This window comes from Stenotrophomonas geniculata ATCC 19374 = JCM 13324, assembly GCF_001431625.1.
GTDB lineage: Bacteria > Pseudomonadota > Gammaproteobacteria > Xanthomonadales > Xanthomonadaceae > Stenotrophomonas > Stenotrophomonas geniculata.
Genome location: NZ_LLXT01000110.1, coordinates 19,303 through 38,024, shown reverse-complemented (window position 1 = coordinate 38,024; position 18,722 = coordinate 19,303). Strand labels below are relative to the sequence as shown.

The 18,722-nt window shown below is 65.5% G+C and carries 12 protein-coding genes; 10 read left to right on the top strand and 2 right to left on the bottom strand.

All coding sequences use genetic code 11. The features are described 5' to 3' along the window. Nucleotides 1–11 precede the first annotated feature (11 nt). Nucleotides 12–917, bottom strand: a complete 906-nt coding sequence (locus ARC63_RS12450; RefSeq protein ID WP_010486714.1) for a segregation and condensation protein A — start codon at nt 915–917, stop codon at nt 12–14. Nucleotides 918–1,292: 375 nt separating this feature from the next. Between ARC63_RS12450 and ARC63_RS12445 the strand changes: the two genes are divergently transcribed. From ARC63_RS12445 to ARC63_RS12400, 10 genes are all read left to right on the top strand, one after another. Next, entirely contained in the window at nt 1,293–1,592 is a 300-nt protein-coding gene (locus ARC63_RS12445; RefSeq protein WP_029550673.1) for a YciI family protein, read from the top strand. Beyond that, entirely contained in the window at nt 1,589–1,864 is a 276-nt protein-coding gene (locus tag ARC63_RS12440; protein ID WP_485112204.1) for a BolA family protein, read from the top strand. Before ARC63_RS12445 ends, ARC63_RS12440 begins: the two co-directional genes overlap by 4 nt. 149 nt (nt 1,865–2,013) lie before the next feature. Continuing rightward, complete coding sequence (locus tag ARC63_RS12435) at nt 2,014–3,051, top strand: LacI family DNA-binding transcriptional regulator (RefSeq protein WP_019336632.1); 1,038 nt, start codon at nt 2,014–2,016, stop codon at nt 3,049–3,051. Between the two features lie 76 nt (nt 3,052–3,127). Continuing rightward, complete coding sequence (locus ARC63_RS12430) at nt 3,128–6,208, top strand: TonB-dependent receptor (protein WP_057503457.1); 3,081 nt, start codon at nt 3,128–3,130, stop codon at nt 6,206–6,208. A gap of 248 nt (nt 6,209–6,456) precedes the next feature. Continuing rightward, a complete protein-coding gene (locus ARC63_RS12425) occupies nt 6,457–8,061 on the top strand; it encodes a glucoamylase family protein (protein ID WP_010486724.1) in 1,605 nt (534 codons plus the stop codon). A gap of 4 nt (nt 8,062–8,065) precedes the next feature. Next, complete coding sequence (locus ARC63_RS12420; RefSeq protein WP_057503456.1) at nt 8,066–9,406, top strand: sugar ABC transporter substrate-binding protein; 1,341 nt, start codon at nt 8,066–8,068, stop codon at nt 9,404–9,406. After that, nucleotides 9,403–10,284 (top strand): carbohydrate ABC transporter permease, encoded by an 882-nt coding sequence (locus ARC63_RS12415; RefSeq protein ID WP_006378065.1) that lies wholly within the window; start codon nt 9,403–9,405, stop codon nt 10,282–10,284. Before ARC63_RS12420 ends, ARC63_RS12415 begins: the two co-directional genes overlap by 4 nt. After that, the gene (locus ARC63_RS12410) at nt 10,281–11,117 is read left to right on the top strand and encodes a carbohydrate ABC transporter permease (protein WP_006378064.1); all 837 of its coding nucleotides are present in this window, start codon (nt 10,281–10,283) and stop codon (nt 11,115–11,117) included. The genes ARC63_RS12415 and ARC63_RS12410 overlap by 4 nt, the downstream gene beginning before the upstream one ends. Further along, a complete protein-coding gene (locus tag ARC63_RS12405; RefSeq protein WP_057503455.1) occupies nt 11,114–14,281 on the top strand; it encodes a discoidin domain-containing protein in 3,168 nt (1,055 codons plus the stop codon). Before ARC63_RS12410 ends, ARC63_RS12405 begins: the two co-directional genes overlap by 4 nt. Before the next feature lie 2 nt (nt 14,282–14,283). Beyond that, nucleotides 14,284–15,171, top strand: a complete 888-nt coding sequence (locus tag ARC63_RS12400) for an endonuclease/exonuclease/phosphatase family protein (protein WP_019336628.1) — start codon at nt 14,284–14,286, stop codon at nt 15,169–15,171. A gap of 177 nt (nt 15,172–15,348) precedes the next feature. On the opposite strand, the gene rne is transcribed toward ARC63_RS12400, so the two are convergent. Then, nucleotides 15,349–18,603 (bottom strand): ribonuclease E, encoded by a 3,255-nt coding sequence (gene rne / locus ARC63_RS12395; protein ID WP_057503454.1) that lies wholly within the window; start codon nt 18,601–18,603, stop codon nt 15,349–15,351. Between the last annotated feature and the right edge of the window lie 119 nt (nt 18,604–18,722).

The window sequence follows — 18,722 nt, the reverse complement described above, 5'->3', positions numbered from 1 at the left end:
GCAGTCAGCGCTCACTCGTCTGCATTGGCGGCGTCGTTGTCGTCGAACTCGCTGCTGAACTGCAGCGGGGCATTGGTGTTGCCGGCGGCCAGCGATTTCACGTAGATCGGCGCCAGTGGTTCTTCCTGGACGATGTCCAGCAGCTGTTCCTTGGCCAGTTCCAGCACCGCCAGGAACGTGACCAGCACGCCCAGCTTGCCTTCTTCGGCCGTGAACAGCCCTTCAAAACGATAGAACTTGCCATCTTCCAGGCGTCCCAGCACTTCGCCCATGCGTTGCCGCACGCTCAATGCCTCACGCTTGATGGCGTGACCGCTGAACAGCTCGGCGCGCTTGAGCACGTCGTGCAGGGCCAGCAGCATCTCCTTCAGGTCCACCGGCGGCGGCAGCTTCACCGTGGCGCGTTCGGGCATGAAGGCGTGCGCCACTGTCGTGTCGCGGTCCTGGCGGGGCAGGGCATCGATGTCCTCGGCGGCCTGCTTGAAACGTTCGTACTCCTGCAGCCGGCGCACCAGTTCGGCGCGCGGGTCGGCTTCATCGCCTTCCTCGCTGACCGGGCGCGGCAGCAGCATGCGCGACTTCACCTCGGCCAGGATCGCTGCCATCACCAGGTACTCGGCGGCCAGCTCGAAGCGCAGCTCGCGCATCACGGTGATGTATTCCACGTACTGCCGGGTGATCTCGGCTACCGGAATGTCCAGGACATCCAGGTTCTGGCGGCGGATCAGGTACAGCAGCAGGTCCAGCGGGCCTTCGAAGGCATCCAGGATGACTTCCAGCGCGTCCGGCGGAATGTACAGGTCCTGCGGAATCTGCAGGACCGGTTGCCCATGCACCACGGCCAGCGGCATTTCCTGCTGCTGTGGGGCGGGCGGCCGGGTTGGCGGGTTCGCGTCGAGCGCGAGTTCGGAAGTCATCTAATGGACATCAGGATTGCAACGGACCAGTCGCGGCACCGGGTTCGCCGGGCCAACGCCACGGAGCCCCAGGGCACCAGACACGCCGGGATCGGCGCGATTCCACACATATCAAACAGCAGGACGCGCCGCACGAAACGGCGGCGACGGAACTACGGGGAGGTCGTCTACGTGGCCCGGCCAGGTGGACCGGTTTGAAGCAGCGGGACGGTCGTCGGGGGCTGCGTTGGCCGCAAAAACCGACGGGCTGCTGCATCCAGCCACGTGCAATGGAGTCTAGGGTAAGCCTTTGTTGCGCCAGTGTCCAGCCGGGCCGGAGCAGGGGTCGCATTGGCTAGAATCTGCGGACCCGACAACGCAAGCGAGGAAATGCCGGTGTGGTATGTGATCGAAGGGTATGACGGCCAGGATGTGCTGGCGCAGCGGCTGCAGGCGCGGCCGGAACACCTGGCGCGGTTGCACGCGCTGCGCGACGAGGGACGCCTGCTGCTGGCCGGCCCGTGCCCGGCGGTGGACAGTGAAGACCCGGGCCCGGCCGGTTACAGCGGCTCGGTGGTGATCGCGCAGTTCGAGTCGCTGCTGCAGGCCCAGGCCTGGGCCGACGCCGACCCGTACGTGGCCGCCGGCGTCTACACCCGCGTGCAGGTGCGACCGTTTCGCAAGGTGTTGCCGTGAACGCGGAACGGATCTCGCGAATGCGTGATGCGCTGCAGCATGCCCTGGCGCCGAGCGTGCTCGAGATCGAAGACGACAGCCATCGCCACGCAGGCCATGCCGGTGCGCGCGATGGCCGCGGCCATTTCAACGTGCATGTGGTGAGTGAACGCTTTGCCAGACTGGGCCCGCTGGCCCGGCATCGCGCGGTGTACGCCGCGCTGGGGGTGATGATGGAGACCGACATCCACGCGTTGTCCATCCGCGCGCAGACCCCGTCAGAACAGGGCTGAGCCCTTGTCCCACGCTGTCCTGGCGGGTCCCCGCGGGGGCTCGCTGCAGACAGATTTCCATGTCCATTTCGGGACATTCGCCTAACGGACTGTTTACAAGCCCAGATGGAAACGCTTACATTCCGCGCCAATGCTGGTAGGTCCAAGCCGTGGAGGGCGGCTTCGTGAACAAGGCAGCTATCACAATCAAAGACGTCGCACGCGAAGCCCGGGTCTCCGTGGCCACGGTTTCCCGCGCGCTCAACGGGCATGAAAATGTCGCCGAACCGGTCCGCCAGCTTGTGCTGGAGGTCGCCGCACGGCTGCGTTACACCCCGCACGCCGCCGCCCGCAGCCTGAGCAGCCGCCGCACCAATACGGTGGGCGTGGTGCTGCCGGACCTGTACGGCGAATTCTTCTCCGAGCTGATGCGTGGCATCGACAATGTCGCCCGTAGCCGCCGCCAGCACCTGCTGGTGTCCAGCTACCACGGTGACCAGGAGCAGCAGGGTGCGGCCCTGCGCGCCATGCGCGGCCGCGTCGACGGCCTGCTGGTGCTCTCGCCCTATGCCGAGAGCCCGGGCTTCCTGACAGACAACCTGCCGCAGTCGTTGCCGACGGTGTTGATCAACACCTATCTGCCCGGGCAGGACCACCCGGTGCTGAGCATCGACGACCATGCCGGTGCGATGGCGATGACCCGTCATCTGCTTGACGCTGGCCACCGTCGCATCGCTTTCATTTCTGGCCCGGATCTCAACTTCGACGCGCGCGAGCGCCTGCGCGGCTTCCGTGACGCGCTGGCGGCTTTTGGCGGTGGCGCCGAAGGCATCGAGCTGCCCGGTGATTTCGACGAAGCTTCCGGCCATCGCGCCGGTCAGGAGTTGCTGGCAGCCGGAGCGCTGCCTGATGCCGTGTTCGCCGCCAACGACATGATGGCGCTGGGCTGCCTGTATGCGTTCACGCAGGCAGGGGTCCGTGTCCCGGCCGATGTGGCCTTGGCGGGTTTCGATGATATTCCACTGGCGCGTTTCGTCCACCCGTCGCTGACCACCATGCAGGTCAGCATCGCCGAGCTCGGCGACCGGGCCATGACGCGCCTGCTGCAGTTGATGGACGGCACCTCCACGGACGGGACAGGGGATAAGCAGACCCTGGTTCCCCGCTTGATAGTTCGCGATTCCACCACTCCGCCATCGGGCCGTTGAAGCCAGAGGCGTTCCTTCTTTTTTGATTGATCGCAGGGACCGCGCGAGCGGTTACCGCCACCCGGAGATTGAGTTGATGATGCACACCACCTTCCGCACGCCGGCGCGCCGGCTGCTGAGCACCGCACTGGTCAGCTGCCTGATGCTGGCCGCCGCCCCGAACGTCATGGCGCAGTCGGCCAATGCCAGCCTGCGCGGCCAGGTGTCCGGCGCCCAGGCCGGCGCCGAAGTGACCGCCACCAACATCGCCACAGGCACCGTCCGTCGCGGCACCGTCCGTGCCGATGGCAGCTACTCGCTGATGGGCCTGGACCCGGGCACCTACGACGTGGTCGCCAACGGCCAGTCGCAGAAGGTCACCGTCACCGTGGCCTCGACCGCGACGCTGAACTTTGCCGGCGCTGCCAGCAGCACCCCGGGTTCGACCGCGGCCACCAACCTGGACACCGTCAACGTCGTCGCGCCGACCCTGCTGCAGGAAGTGCGCACGTCCGAAGTCGGCAAGACCGTCAGCCTGCAGCAGATCCAGACCACCCCGCAGGTCTCGCGCAACTTCCTGGAGTTCGCCGACGCGGTGCCGGGCATGATCTTCACCCGCGATGCCAAGGGCAATACTTCGCTGCGTGGCGGCGCGACCAACTCCGACGGTACCAACGTCTACATCGACGGCGTGGGCCAGAAGAGCTACGTCAAGGGTGGCGGCATTTCCGGCCAGTCCGGCAGCGCGGGTAATCCGTTCCCGCAGCTGGCCATCGGTGAGTACAAGGTCATCACCGGCAACTACAAGGCCGAGTACGGCCAGGTGTCCAGCGCCGCGATCACCGCCGCGACCAAGTCGGGTACCAACGAGTTCAAGGGTGAGACCTTCTACCGTTATACCAACGAAAGCATGCGTGCGATGACCCCGGCCGAACGCCAGCCGGGCAAGAGCAAGGAAGACTCGGCCGAGAAGGAGTACGGCTTCGCGCTGGGTGGCCCGATCATCAAGGACAAGGCCCACTTCTTTGTCACCTATGAAGCCAAGCGCTTCGACCTGCCGGTGACCATCGCGCCGGATGGTGCGGTGAGCTCGGCGGCCGCCAAACTGCCAGCCGATGGTCTCGCGGGTCTCGGCCCGGCCAGCCAGCCGTTCCAGCAGGACCTGATCTTCGCCAAGATCGACTTCGAGCCGACCGACAACGATCGCATCGAACTGACCTTCCAGGACCGCGACGAAACCCAGCAGCAGTTCAGTGACCAGACCGCCAAGGTGCACGGCAAGGTGGTGGACAACACCGATCGCCGCTACGCCCTGCGCTGGAACCACAGCGGCGAGCGGTTCTACAACGAACTGATGGTCACCCATGAAGATGCGTTCAATAATCCGCTGCCGCTGACCTACGGCAACGGTATCGTCTACACCGCGCCGGACTTTGGTGACAAGAACCGGAACACCCCGCAGGAAAAGACCCTCGTCCAGATCGGCGCAGCCGATGCGTTCGCCTCTCAGGTGAAGGGCCAGAAGGGCTGGGCGATCGAGGACAACCTGACCCTGGACGGCCTGCAGTGGGCCGGCGACCACACCATCAAGATGGGCGCCAAGTACAAGCAGATTGATCTGTACGCCTCGGATGCGGCGCAGATCAATCCGCAGTTCTTTTACACCATCGACAACCCTGCCTTCTCCTCCGGCACCCCCTACAAGGCTCAGTTCACCAAGGCCAGTACTGGTGTCACCGGCGTGCAGTCCGAGGTGCGCGCCAAGGTCAAGCAGATTGGTCTGTTCATCCAGGATGACTGGCAGGTCAACGATCATCTGCAGCTGAACATCGGCCTGCGCTGGGATTACGAAAAGAACCCGGTCTATACCGATTTCGTGACCCCGCCAGAGGTTGTGAACGCATTGTTCTCGCAGGACAGGCATGCGCCTCCGGGCCAGACCTATGCGCAGACGCTGGCGCTCAGTGGTTTGAACGTCAACGACTACATCAGCACCGGCCACAATCGCAAGAATTTCAAGAATGCCTGGCAGCCGCGCCTGGGCTTCTCGTATGACGTAAACGCCGATGAGCAGCACGTGTTCCATGGTGGCGCCGGCCGGTCCTATGATCGCGACCTGTTCGACAACCTGGCACTGGAAACCACGAAGCTGGCACTGCCGCAGCCGACCGTGTTCTTCCGCAACCCGGCCACCGGTAGCTGCATGTACGGGCAGACTCCGTGCTTTGACTGGAATCCGAACCTGATGAACGGCATCGAGAACGTGCAGGCACTGCTGGGTTCCACCAGCAATGAAGGCATGGAAGTCGATCTGCTGAACAACAACATGAAGGTGCCGTACTCCGACCAGTTCAGCCTCGGCATGAGCAACCAGATCGGCGAGTGGCTGACCGATGCCACGATTTCACGCACGCTGACCTACGATGGCTTCGCCTACACGTTGGGCAACCGTTTCAACAACGGCAATTTCTTCGACAACCAGATGCTGTGCGGCGCTGACGAGCCGACCTACGGGCAGCCGTGGGGCTGCAGCATTCCGGGCTTCGGCAGCCTGATCATCGGCCAGCAGGGCATCAAGACCCGCTCCACCCAGATCCTGCTGTCGGCGCAGAAGCCGTACAGCAAGGAGAGCGGCTGGGGCACCTCGATCGCCTATACCTGGACCAATGCTCGCCACAACCGCAATATCAACGAGCACTATTCGTTCGATCGCGGCACCATCGGTGAGTACCCGACCATCAAGTCCAACGGCGCGCCGCGTCACCGCCTGGTGGTCACCGGCTCGTATGACGGTTTCTGGGGCATCACTTTCGGTGGCAAGCTGACCCTGGCCACGCCGACCCCGGGTAACGACTGGTCCTGCATCGCGCAGGCCGGCAACTCGAACTGCATGCCGACCCCGGCTGCCGGTACACCGTCGGGCAATGGCCACTTCCTGCTCGGCGGCAAGATCTTCGGCTACCGCTCGTTGGATCTGCAGGCGACCAAGACCTTCAAGCTGGCCGGCGATACCGAGCTGTATGCTCGCATCGACATCATCAACGTGCTCAACTTCGACAACTTCTCCAAGCTGAACTACGTGAAGAGCGACGGCAAGCTGCTGGTGAGCTACAACGAGACCGGCGACATCATTGGTACTCCGCGCCAGATCAAGGCCGAAGTGGGCTTCCGCTTCTAAGCCCGGATGTAGATGCACGACCCGATGCCGCCGTTCCGCCGGCGGCATCGGCTGCTTGAAAACGGCAATGGCCGGCCCCGCGCCGGTCCATTGCCCATGCCGCTGCCGGCCAGGGGGCAGCGGCATGGGCAATGATCGCGGTGTCAAACCACGTTTTTCGTGGTTTTTTCAGAACGCATCTTGTAAACGATTTCAGATCATTGGACGGTATGCTTTCCCATCGATCAGACCACCGGAGAAATCGCGCCATGCAGGCACGCCATCTGTTGTCCGCCGCAGCGTTGAGCCTGGCCGTGGCCGCCTGCCAGCCGGCCCAGCAGGAACCTGCCAAGCCGCGGCCGCCGGTGATCCTGATCGAGGCCGACGCACCGCCGCGGCCGATGAAGCCGGTGCTGCCGCCGTTGTTCGATGACATCGAGCGTCGTACCTTCCAGTTCTTCTGGGATACCACCAACGAGATCAATGGCCTGACCCCGGATCGCTATCCGTCGCGGCCGTTCGCCAGCATCGCCTCGGTCGGCTTCGCACTGACCGCGTACCCGATCGGCATCGAGAACGGCTGGGTCAGCCGCAACCAGGCGATCGACCGCACCCTGACCACGCTGAAGTTCTTCCGCGACGTGCCGATGGGCCCGCAGCGCACCGGCAAGGCCGGCTACAAGGGCTTCTACTACCACTTCCTGGACATGCAGGAAGGGCGTCGCTACGACAGCTGGGTTGAGCTGTCCTCGGTGGATACCGCGCTGCTGATGATGGGCGTGCTGTTCGCGCAGTCGTACTACGACGGCGACGATCCGCGTGAGAAGGAGATCCGCCAGATCGCCGACACGTTGTACAAGAAGGTCGACTGGCCGTGGCTGCAGCAGCGTGCACCGCTGATCTCGATGGGCTGGTTCCCCGAGAGCGGCTTCATCGACCACGACTGGATGGGCTACAACGAGGCGATGATGGTCTACATCCTTGCCCTGGGCTCGCCGACGCACCCGGTCAGCCCGGATGCGTGGACGGTGTGGACGCGTACCTATGACAACGACTGGGGCGTCTACCAGGGCCAGGAATACCTGTCCTTCGGCCCGCTGTTCGGCCACCAGTACAGCCACGTCTGGATCGACTTCCGCGATATCCAGGATGCGTACATGCGCGAGCGCGGCAGCACCTACTTCCTCAACAGCCGCTCGGCCGCACTGGCCCAGCGCGAGTACGCCATCGCCAACCCGATGCAGTGGAAGGAGTATGGCGAGAATGTGTGGGGCCTGACCGCCAGTGATGGACCACAGAACACCACCCAGGACTATCGCGGCGAGCAGCGCCAGTTCCGCCATTACTCCTCGCGCGGCGCCGGCCTGCGCGAGAACTTCGATGACGGCACCATCGCTCCCACCGCTGCGATCGCGTCGGTGGTGTTCGCGCCGGAGCAGGTGATTCCGGCCACGCTGGAGATGCACAAGCGCTTTGGCGATTACATCTACTCCAGCTACGGCTTCCTGGATTCATTCAACCCCAGCTTCAACTACGACATCCCGATCAAGACCGGCCGCCTGGTGCCGGATCGCGGCTGGGTCGCCAGCGATTACATCGCCATCGATCAGGGCCCGATCCTGACCATGATCGCCAACTACCGCGATGACTTCGTCTGGGAAGTCATGAAGAAGAACCCGTACATCCGCAAGGGCCTGGAACGGGCCGGGTTCAGTGGTGGCTGGCTGGCACCGGAAGGTTCGTTCCAGCCGCTGGAACTGCAGAAAGACGAAAAGGCCGCGGCGGCACGCGCGGTGGGTATCGCCGAATCACGCGCGGCTGCCGCGCAGGAACAGAAGAACAATGCCAACCGCACCACAGGCCAGGGCAAGTAACCCGATGCCGAACTGGATCGACCGCCTGCGCCGCTGGGCGCTGCCTGCCTTGGCCGCATTGGCCGTGGCCGGCTGCGCCCGTACCGATCCGGGCACCACCACCGTACGTTTCTGGGCGATGGGCCGCGAGGCGGAGGTGGTCAGCGAGCTGATCCATGAGTTCGAGGCCGAGAATCCGGGCATCAAGGTGGATGTGCAGAACATCCCGTGGACGGCCGCGCACGAGAAGCTGCTGACCGCGTTCGCCGCCGACGGCCTGCCGGACGTGTGCCAGCTGGGCAACACCTGGGTACCGGAGTTCGCCGAGCTTGATGCGCTGACGCCGCTGCAGCCGTTCGTGCAGCGCTCGGCCGTGGTCGACCCGAAGGACTACTTCCAAGGCATCTGGGATACCAATGTGATCCACGGCGCGCTGGTGGGCGTGCCGTGGTATGTCGATACGCGCCTGATCTTCTACCGCAAGGATCTGCTGGCCAAGGCCGGTTACGACCACCCGCCGCGCACGTGGCAGGAGTGGGACGAACAGATGGCGGCGATCAAGCGCATGCAGGGCCCGAACCGCTATGCGGTGCTGATGCCGATCAACGAGTTCGAGCAGCAGCTGTCGCTGGCGCTGCAGCAGCCCGATCCGCTGCTGCGCGACGATGACACCCGCGGCAATTTCGCCAGCCCGGGGTTCCGCCGCACGCTGGCCTTCTACGCCAACATGTTCGAGCAGGGCTGGGCGCCGAAGATGTCCGAGACGCAGATCTCCAACGTCTGGGACGAGTTTTTCCGTGGCTTCAATGTGTTCTACATCTCCGGCCCCTGGAACATCCGCGAGTTCAAGAAGCTGCAGCCCAAGGAGCTGGAAGGGCAGTGGGGCACGGCCGCGTTGCCGGGTCCGGACGGTCCGGGCGCCGGTATTGCCGGTGGCACCAGCCTGGTGATCTTCCGCAAGTCGCAGCAGAAGGAAGCCTCCTGGAGGCTGATCGAGTTCCTGTCGCGCCCGGAAATCCAGGCCCGCTTCCATTCCATCATCGGCGACCTGCCGCCGCGTCGCAGTACCTGGAACGCACCGTCGCTGGCCAATGATCCTCTGGCCGCTGCGTTCCGTGACCAGCTGGAGCGGGTCAAGCCGACGCCGAAGGTGCTTGAGTGGGAGCGCATCGTGCAGGAAATGCGCATCGTCACCGAGAAGGTGGTGCGTGGTGGCCTGGCGCAGGACAAGGCCGTGGAAGAGCTGGACCAGCGCGTGGACAAGGTGCTGGCCAAGCGCCGCTGGATGCATGAACAACAACGCCTGCAGCAGCGCGTGCCGTCGCCGCAATCGAGCAGTGCCGTGGCCGCCGGGAGCGCGCAATGAAACGTACTTCGCTTGCCGGCTGGATTTTCGCCGGTCCCTCGCTGATCGTGCTGGGCATGTTCTTCGGCCTGCCGGTCGCCTCGGCGCTGGCGCTGAGCGTGACCGACTTCGACCTCTATGCACTGGCTGACAGCAGCAACCTGCGGTTCGTCGGCCTCGGCAATTACATCGACCTGCTGCAGACGCCGATGTTCTGGAAGTCGCTGTGGAACACCACCTACTTCGTGTTGATCGGCGTGCCGTTGTCGATTGGCGTGTCGCTGGGTGCGGCGATGCTGCTGAATGCACCGGCCGCACGCTTCAAGGCGCTGTTCCGCACCGCCCTGTTCGCGCCGGTGGTGACCACGCTGGTGGCGGTGGCGGTGATCTGGCGCTACCTGTTCCATACCAGCTACGGCCTGGTGAACTACGGCCTGGGTCATCTGGGCATCAGCCCGATCGACTGGCTGGGCGATCCCAACTGGGCGATGCCGACCATCATGCTGTTCGCGGTGTGGAAGAACTTCGGCTACAACATGGTGATCTTCCTGGCCGGCCTGCAGGCCATCCCGCATGACCTGTACGAGGCGGCCCGTATCGACGGTGCTTCGCGCTGGAAGCAGTTCCTGCACATCACCCTGCCGATGCTCGGCCCGGTGCTGCTGGTGGTCGGCGTGATCACCGTGTCGGGCTACTTCCAGCTGTTCGCCGAACCGTACGTGATGACCCGCGGCGACCCACTGCAGAGTACCGTCAGCGTGCTGTATTTCATGTTCGAGGAAGGCTTCAAGTGGTGGAACCTGGGGCGCGCCTCCGCAGTGGCGTTCCTGCTGTTCCTGATCATCCTGGCGGTGACCACCGTGATGCTGCGTTTCGGCCGCAAGAGGCAGTTGGTATGAGTCGTGAAATCGGCCAGTCGCGCTGGTACCCGTGGTTGATCAATGGTGCGTTGCTGGTGCTGGCGCTGGTCAGCCTGGCGCCGCTGCTGTGGATGCTCTCGGTCTCGTTCATGCCGCAGGGCGAGGCGACCCACTTCCCGCCGCCGCTGCTGCCATCGAGCATCACCACGCGCAACTACCATGAGTTGTTCGCGCGCACCGGCATGGGCGGCAACTTCGCCAACAGCCTGCTGGTGTCGGTCGGTATTACGCTGGGTTCGCTGCTGCTCAACACGATGGCCGGCTATGCCTTCGCCAAGCTGAACTTCGTCGGCCGCGAGCGCCTGTTCCAGGTGCTGATGGCGGCGCTGGTGATTCCGGCGCAGGTGGCGATGCTGCCGCTGTTCCTGCTGATGAAGCAGCTGGGCCTGGTCAACAGCTTCGGCGGCGTGATCGTGCCGGCGCTGGCCAGCGTGTTCGGCATCTTCCTGGTGCGGCAGTACGCGCGTTCGATTCCGGACGAGCTGCTGGAAGCGGCCCGCATCGACGGGGCAGGGGAGCTGCGCATCTTCTTCCAGATCGTGCTGCCGATGCTCAAGCCCGTGCTGGTGACCCTGGCGATCTTCACCTTCATGGGGGCATGGAACGATTTCATGTGGCCGTTGATCGTGTTGACCGATCAGGAGCACTACACTTTGCCGGTGGCGCTGGCCACCCTCTCGCGCGAGCACATCATGGACGTGGAAATGATGATGGCCGGCGCGGTGGTCACCGTGGTCCCGGTGCTGGCGCTGTTCCTGGTGCTGCAGCGGTACTACATCCAAGGTCTGTTGCTGGGGAGCGTCAAGGGATGAAGCGAGCGATCGCCGTTGGACTGGGCCTGTTGTGGACCTCCCTGGCGATCGCCGCACCCCCGGCGCTGCCGGCACCGAAGGTGCTGGACGACTTCGACGACATCGCGGCCTGGAAGCTGGTGCTGTCCGACCAGGTCAGCGGTTCGCTGCGGCCGGTCAGCGGCGCTGGTGGTGGCCGCGCGCTGTGCCTGGACTATGACTTCCACGATGTCTCCGGCTACGTCGGCATCCGTCGCGCGCTGAACATCGAATACCCGGTCAATTACCGCTTCGGTTTCCAGCTGCGCGGTGATTCGCCGGGCAACGACCTGCAGTTCAAGCTGATCGATACCAGTGGCGACAACGTTTGGTGGGTCAACCGGCCCGGCTACAGCTTCCCCAGGGCGTGGACGCCGGTCCAGTACCGCCGCCGCCAGATCGACAAGGCGTGGGGTCCCTCGCCCGAGAAGGAGATGGCACGCAGTGCTGCGGTCGAGTTCACGATCTACAGCAAGGTCGGCGGCCGCGGCACGGTGTGCTTCGACAAGCTGACCCTGCAGGGCCTGCCAGCTCAGGATGATTCGGCGCTGGTGCCATCGGTGATTGCCGATACCGCCACCGCGCTGCAGGACCGCATGATCGACGGCAAGAGCGATACGTTCTGGATCAGTGGTGGCGTCAAGCAGCAGACCATCAGCCTGGACCTGCACAAGAGCCGCGAGATCGGCGGTGCGGTGATCGACTGGCTGCCGAATCTGGAAGCCCGCCGCTATACCGTGCGCACTTCCGAGGATGGCCGTGACTGGCGTACCGTGCGTGAAGTGACCAGTGGTGCCGGTGGCCGCGACTGGCTGGCGCTGCCGGACACCGATGCGCGCTACGTGCGCTTCGATCTGCAGGACGGGCCGAACTGGCGCTATGGCATCCGTGACATCACGCTCAAGCCGCTGGCCTTTGCCGCCACCCCGAACGCTTTCCTCTCCTCGGTCGCCGCCGACCTGCCACGCGGCTCGCTGCCACGTGCCTATGTGGGTGAGCAGCCGTACTGGACCCTGCTCGGCCTCGATGGCGGCCAGGAACAGGCGCTGATCAGCGAGGACGGCGCACTGGAGCCGGCCAAGGGCAGCTTCAGCATCGAACCGTTCATCCGCCTCGATGGCAAGCTGCTGGACTGGTCGAAGGTGGCGATCACCCAGTCGCTGCAGGATCATTACCTGCCGATCGCCAACGTCGATTGGGTGCATGAAAAGGTTGGCCTGGCGGTGACCGGCTTCGTGCAGGGCACGCCGGAGCGCGCGCAGCTGATCGGCCGCTACCGGCTGAGCAATCCGGACAAGGTCGCACACGAATACACCCTGGCACTGGCGATCCGTCCGTGGCAGGTCAATCCGCCCACGCAGTTCCTCAACACCGTCGGTGGCTTCAGCCGCATCGATGCACTGGATGTCGGCGAGCAGCTGGTGCGGGTCAACGGCGAGCCGCGCCTCTATCCGCTGCAGGTGCCGGACGCGCGCTTTGCCAGTACGTTCGATGGCAAGCTCGATGCGATGCACCTGGCGGACGGCAAGTACCCGGCTGAGACCGCGGTGAAGGACAGCACCGGCATGGCGTCGGGCGCGTTGATCTATACGATCAAGCTCGAGCCTGGCCAGAGCCGCGAGGTGGCGGTGGTGCTGCCACAGACCGGTGGCTGGGCGCCGCAGGCGCTGGACGTGGCCAAGGCGCAGGCGCAGGTGGCCGAACAATGGCGCAAGAAGCTGGGCGTGGTCACGCTGCAGGTGCCCGCTGCAGGCCAACCGCTGGTCGATACCCTGCGCACGGCGGTCGCGCACATGCTGATCTCGCGGGTCGGGCCGCGGCTGCAGCCGGGCACGCGTTCGTATGCGCGCAGCTGGATCCGCGATGGCGCGATGATTTCCGAGGGCCTGCTGCGCATGGGCCGCAGCGATGCGGTGCGTGACTACATCAACTGGTATGCGCCGTACCAGTTCGAGAACGGCAAGGTGCCGTGCTGCGTCGATGCGCGCGGCAGTGATCCGGTGCCGGAGAACGACAGCCATGGCGAGCTGATCTACAGCATCGCCGAGTACGGGCGTTACACCGGCGACAGCACCTTCACCGAGCTGATGTGGCCGCACGTGCAGGGCGCTTACACCTACATGGAGCAGCTGCGCGCCAGCGAGCGCACTGAAGAGAACCGCGCGCGCAACCCGGCGTTCTACGGGATGATGCCGGCCTCGATCAGCCACGAAGGCTATTCGGCCAAGCCGATGCACTCGTACTGGGACAACTTCTGGGCGTTGCGCGGCTACAAGGACGCGGCGCTGCTGGCGACCCAGCTGGGTAAGGTCGAGGCGATGCAGATTGCCGAATCGCGCGATCAGTTCAGGGATGACCTGCAGGCCTCGCTGTTGTCGGCGATGCAGCAGCACAGCATCGACTACCTGCCGGGCTCGGCCGAGCTGGGCGATTTCGATGCGACCTCGACCACGATCGCACTGGCGCCTGGCGGCGAGCAGGGCCGACTGCCGCAGCAGGCCCTGGAGGCGACCTTCGAACGCTACTGGAACGAGTTCGTCGCGCGGCGCGATGGCAAGCGCGAGTGGAAGGACTACACCCCGTACGAATGGCGCAACGTGGCCGCGTTCGTGCGCCTGGGCTGGCGCGACCGCGCCTGGCAGGCCACCGAGTTCTTCTTCAAGGACCGCGCACCGCAGGCCTGGAACCAGTGGGCCGAAGTGGTCTCGCGCACGCCGCGCAAGCCGTTCTTCGTCGGTGACCTGCCGCATGCCTGGGTGGCCTCGGACTTCGTGCGCTCGGCCTTGGACATGTTCGCCTACAACCGTGACATGGACGATGCGCTGGTGCTGGCCGCCGGCGTACCGAGCGCGTGGCTGCAGGGTGAGGGTGTCGCGGTGCAGGGCCTGCGTACGCCACAGGGCCAGCTCAATTACCGCCTGCAGCGCAGCGACAAGCAGCTGGTGCTGGAGGTGCAGCCGGGCCTGGTGCCGCCGGTGGGGGGCGTGGTGCTGCCATGGCCGTACGCGGGTGATCCGGGCGAGGTGACGGTCAACGGCGAAGCCGCCGAGTGGATCAACAAGGAACTGCACGTGCACCAGCTGCCGGCGCGGATCGAGATCGAAGTGCCGAGCGCGGTGCGCCGCGCCGAGCGCAAGGGACAGTAACGATGAAGCAGCAGGGGGCGAGGGTGCGCACATCGGTGCGTGCCCTGGGGCTGGCCATTGCATTGACATTGCCGGGCGTGTTGATGGCGGCCGAACCGGCTGCCACGACCGCGGCGCCCGACGTTGCCAGCGCGCCGGGCATGAGCATGGTCACCTTCAACCTGCATCATGACCGCGAAGACTGGCCGAGCCGGCGCCGCACCATTCTGGCCGAACTCAAGCGCCTGCAGCCGGATGCGGTTGCCCTGCAGGAGGTGATCCAGCGCCGCAACGTGCGCAACCAGGCGCAATGGCTGGCCAGCCAACTCGGCTACAGGTACGTGTTCGTGTCCACCGATCCGGTTGGGGCGCCCAAGCGCTACGGCAATGCGCTGCTGACGCGGCGGCCGATCCTCGCCCAGGGGGATCATCTGCTGCAGCCGTTGGACGACTACCGAACGGTTGCTCACCTACGCATCGACGTCGATGGCACGCCGGTGAACGTCTATGCCACGCACCTCAACGAGCGCAGTGACGAGAGCGGGCAGCGCATCCGCCGCAGCCAGGTCGAGGACCTGCTACGCTTCATCACTGCAACGTCGGCCGGTGCTCCGGTGGTGATCGCCGGCGACTTCAATGCGCTGGTGGATGCTGGTGACCTGAGCGAGCTGCGCAGCCACTACGGCGACAGCTACGGCAGCGTGCACGTCAACACTGACCTGGCCGGGGTCAGTACATTGAACCGGCACTACTACCAGGCACCCTCGCGGATCGACCACATCTTCTTCCAGCAGGACGAGATGGTCGCGCGTGAGGCCAAGCTCCTGTTCGACCAGCCCGATGACAGCGGTCGCTGGGCCTCGGACCACTACGGCGTGTGGACCCGTCTGCAGTTCGCGCCGAAACCCTGACGGAGCACGCTTCGGTAGGTGCCAACCTTGGTTGGCACGGACGTGTCCGCGTCCGCTCCAACAACGGCGCCGACCAAGGTCGGCCTTTTCCAGAGCGCTGCACGCGCCGGAGGCACAAACAAAAACGGCGGGGATCATTGATCCCCGCCGTTTCGTTTTCATGCGATCAAAGAGCGATCAGTTCGCCGGCGGCGTGCGCTTGGCAGTCTCTTCGTCTTCTTCGTCGGCCTTGGCTTCTGCAGCCTGGGCTGCAGCGTCGGCATGGCCATCGGCGACCGGGTCGATCAACGGCGTCACCACCGCTTCGGCGACCGGGGCAGCGGCTTCGATCGGCGCGGCTTCCACCGCCACCGGAACGACCGGCTGTTCGGCGGCCACGACGGGCTCAACGACCGGCTTGGCTTCAACCACCGACGCAGCCTCAACGGCCTCCGGATTGGCTTCAACCACCGGAGTGGCTTCGACGATCTCCGGCTTGGCTTCAACCACCGGCGCAGCTTCGACCGCCGCCGGCTTCGCTTCGATCACCGGAGCGGCTTCAGCCACCGGGGCTGCTTCAACCGCGACCGGCTGTGCTTCGGTCACCGGCGCAATGACTTCGATCACCGGCGCGGCAGCGGCTACCGGCTGGGCCGGGGTCGCGGCGTCGATGGCATCGAGCATGCTGGTCTGCACCGGCGAGGACACCGCTTCGGTCTTCGCAGCAGCTTCGACCGGGGCCTGCACTTCAGCCACGACCGGGGCGGCGGCTTCGACCACGGCGCTGCTCACCACGGCAACCGGTGCGGCGGCAACGGCGGCGGCAGCACGGACCGGCTTCGAGGCGTCGGCAACGACCGGCTCGACTTCGTCATCGAAGTCGAACTCCGGCTGCGAACGGGCCGGCTGCGCAACAGCGACCGGCGCAGTGCCGGCAGTACTGTCGACGTTCGGCTCGGCGCCGTCGGCGTCATCACTGTCATCACCCTCGTCCTGGTCATCACCCAGAGCGTCGCTGCCGGCGGCGTTCTCGGCGCCACCGCGACGACGACGACGGCCACCACGACGGCCACGGCGACGGCGGGTCGCGCCTTCGCCTGCCTGCTCGCCATTGGCGTCGGTTGCGGCCTCGTCACCGGCAACCGCAACCACCTCGGCCTCGTTGGCACCGGTCTCGACCGCTACTGCGGCGTCCACCGGAGCGGCGGCCACCGGGGCGACCGGTGCAGTGGCTTCCTGTGCGGTCACCCCATTGGCGGCGGCGGCCGTGGCGGCCACGGCTGCTGCCGCGGTCACGGCGTCGACCGGTGCATCGGCGGCACCGCGCTGCGGCTTCTCGGCCGGCTTGTCACCGTCCTGCTGCTGCGGACGCGGCTGCTTGGGCTGCTTCAGCTTCGGCTGCTGCTGGTTCTGGTTCTGGCCCTGCTGCTCGTTGCGCGGCTTGTTCTGCTGCTGCGGCTGCTGCTGGCCATCCTTCTGCTGCGGCTCCTTCTGCTTGCCCTGCTGCGGCTGCGGCTGGGCATTGCCGTTGTTGCCGTTGCGGCCATCCTTGCGCTGCTCACCGCGGTCCTTGCGGTTGCCGCCGTCCTTCTGCTGCTGCGCGTTGCCGTTGCCACGATTGTCGTCGCGACGGTCCTTGCGGTCCTTGTTGCGATCCTTGTTGCGGTCCTTGCGGCCACCGTCCTGCGACTGACGCGCCGCCGGAGCGGCCGGCGCCGGCGCCGGGGCCGGCTCGCCACCAAACACGCGCTTGAGCCAGCCGATCACGCCGCCGCTGGGGGCCGGGGCCGTCGGTGCGACCGCGACCGGGGCCGGGGCTGCCTTGGCCGGCTCCACTTCCTCGCGCACCGGGGCGGGGGAGGTGTGCTTGACCTGGGTCACCGCCGGCGGCGGGATGTTCAGCTGGCCCTTGGTCAGCGCGTGCACCGGCAACTTGCGCGGGGTGCCGCGCTGGTAGCTGGGCTTGTTGCTCTCTTCACCCAGCTCGTTCTCGCGCAGGCGGGTGACGGTGTAGTGCGGGGTGTGCAGTTGCTCGTCGGCGACGATCACGATCGGCGCCTCGTGGCGCTGCTCGATCTCGCGCAGGGCGCTGCGCTTTTCGTTCAACAGGTAGTTGGCGATCTCCACCGGGGCCTGGACCAGCACCTGCCCGGTGTTTTCCTTCATCGCATGTTCTTCGGCGACGCGGATGATCGACAGCGACAGCGACTCGACGCTGCGCATGCGGCCGTGGCCGTCGCAACGCGGGCAGACGATCTGGCTGGACTCGCCCAGGCTCGGGCGCAGGCGCTGGCGGCTCATTTCCAGCAGGCCGAAGCGCGAGATGCGGCCGACCTGAACGCGCGCGCGGTCGTACTTCAGCGCGTTGGCGAGGCGGTTCTCGACTTCGCGCTGGTGCTTGTTGGAGGCCATGTCGATGAAGTCGATCACCACCAGGCCGCCCAGGTCACGCAGGCGCAGCTGGCGGGCCACTTCTTCGGCCGCTTCCAGGTTGGTCTGGAACGCGGTGTCCTCGATGTCGCTGCCCTTGGTGGCGCGCGAGGAGTTCACGTCGACGGCGGTCAACGCTTCGGTCTGGTCGACCACGATCGAGCCGCCCGACGGCAGGCGCACGTTGCGCTCGTAGGCGCCTTCGATCTGCGATTCGATCTGGAAGCGGTTGAACAGCGGGATGTCGTCCTTGTAATGCTTGAGCTTGCGCAGGGTCTGCGGCATCACCTGCTGCATGAACTCGCGGGCGTGCTCGTACATCTCCTCGGTGTCCACCAGGATCTCGCCGATGTCGGCGCGCAGGTAGTCACGCAGGGCGCGCACGATCAGGCGCGATTCCTGGTAGATCAGGAACGGGGCCGGCTTGCTCAGCGCGGCTTCGGCGATGGCACGCCAGACGTTGAGCAGGTAGTCCAGATCCCACTGCAGCTCTTCCGCATCGCGGCCGACGCCGGCGGTACGGATGATCACGCCCATGTCGTCGGGGATGTTCAGCTTGTCCAGGGCGTCCTTCAGGGCGGCACGGTCTTCGCCTTCGATGCGACGGGACACGCCGCCGGCGCTGGGCGAGTTCGGCATCAGCACCATGTAGCGGCCGGCCAGCGAGATGAACGTGGTCAGGGCAGCGCCCTTGTTGCCACGCTCTTCCTTGTCGACCTGGACGACGATCTCCTGGCCTTCCTTCAGCAGTTCGCGGATGCCGGCCTTGTTGTGGTCGACACCGGCCTGGAAGTAGTCGCGGGAGATTTCCTTCAGCGGCAGGAAGCCATGGCGGCCACCACCGTACTCGACGAAGGCCGCTTCCAGCGAGGGCTCGATGCGGAAGATCCGGCCCTTGTAGATGTTGGACTTCTTCTGTTCCTTCGACGGCTGTTCGATGTCGATGTCATACAACGACTGGCCATCCACGATGGCAACACGCAGCTCTTCAGCCTGCGTGGCGTTGATCAGCATTCGCTTCATTGTTGCGTTCCTCGCAAGCGGCTACCGCGCGGAACGCCATGGGGTTTCGCCTCTGGACACGGTTCGCCGCCCATTCGCGCAAGCGCGGGGAGGGCGGCTTGGGTTTCCAGCGCTACGAC